At 35.0% G+C, this 1,244-nt stretch carries 1 protein-coding gene; it reads right to left on the minus strand.

Translation table 11 applies throughout. The features are described 5' to 3' along the window. Positions 1–118: 118 nt before the first annotated feature. Positions 119–1,244: DDE-type integrase/transposase/recombinase (locus KPL38_RS19285; protein WP_216290748.1), on the minus strand; the 1,126-nt coding region annotated here is incomplete at its 5' end.

Below are 1,244 nucleotides of genomic sequence, written 5' to 3' on the forward strand. Positions count from 1 at the left end.
TTTTTTTCTATGAATAAAAAAAAGCAACACAAATACACCTGTTTAAACAGTTTCCTTTTTACAGAAAATTGACAGGTAAAACTAATTTTATTATATTAAATGTAGATTCTTCATTAGGCTATGTGCTCTGTTTTTCGAGTATAAGTTGTTGTGAAAGTTCAATCAATTTTTGCCATTTTCCTGGCATGGTAGAAATTTTTTCAAGCTCAGGGATAGAGTTCAATGGTGCCCAATAGGCATAGGTGTGTGGTCTAAGAAAATTATAATAGGCCACAAATAGGGCTAAGTGTGTATTTGATCCATCCTCACTCCCAAAGCCACTTGTAACCCTGTAGGAGAATTTAAATGTTCTGTTGAAACGTTCTATTACTTGTTTAAGCCAACGATATTCAGTTGAAACAGGATCAGCGTTAGTAAGTCCTATTACTTGGGTTACATCGAAGTCAAAGTTATTAAGTTTAAACTGTTGCTCCGCAAGCTTGTATGCAGTATAACCATCAGCAACGAATTTAAGAGACTTACCGGGAAATATTTTAAACTTATCAAAGGCCATACGCATGGTTAAAATACAAGGACCAGTATCGCGACTAAAAGACGCTTGATATCCTAAAATTGATTTCTTGATGGCGTCCATAACAATCCAGACATATTGAGTGACTCCTTTGACTTTAGTATAAGTTTCATCAGCAGCAAGATAATTAGTTGGCTTATAGTCATAATTATCGACATAGGGTTTAACCAAAGCGGCAGCTGTGATGGCGTATCTGCTAACCATGACATGAGATATTTTAACACCATGGATTTCCCAAAGAGCAAGCGCCGTACGGCGTGTAGATAGTCCCAAATTAACCTTATATGTTAGACAAAGACCCATTACATGAGAAGAGAAATTTCTGAAATTAAGGCTCGTAGCACCATTTGGCATAGAAGATAAATCCACATTAAAATAATTAGTGGTAAACTCCCTGTATATATAATGCAACTTAAATTTGTGTTTATCTTTCTTATATTCTTTAATATCTTCAAGAGAAAGATTTGAAAGAGATTGAAGGTAAAAACTACATTTTTTATTAACACATTTGTGGATATAAAAATTTTTACGGTCCTTCTTCTTACTTAGGGTATGTCCACAGAATGGGCAAATGAGCTTCTCACTCTTCAAATCAACTTTGTTTTTGTTGAAATGTAGATTGCAAACCTTGCACCAAAGCTGCCCACGACCGCCAGCATTATCGTAGATATAG

It is taken from the genome of Clostridium psychrophilum (assembly GCF_018861705.1).
GTDB lineage: Bacteria > Bacillota > Clostridia > Clostridiales > Clostridiaceae > Clostridium_AD > Clostridium_AD psychrophilum.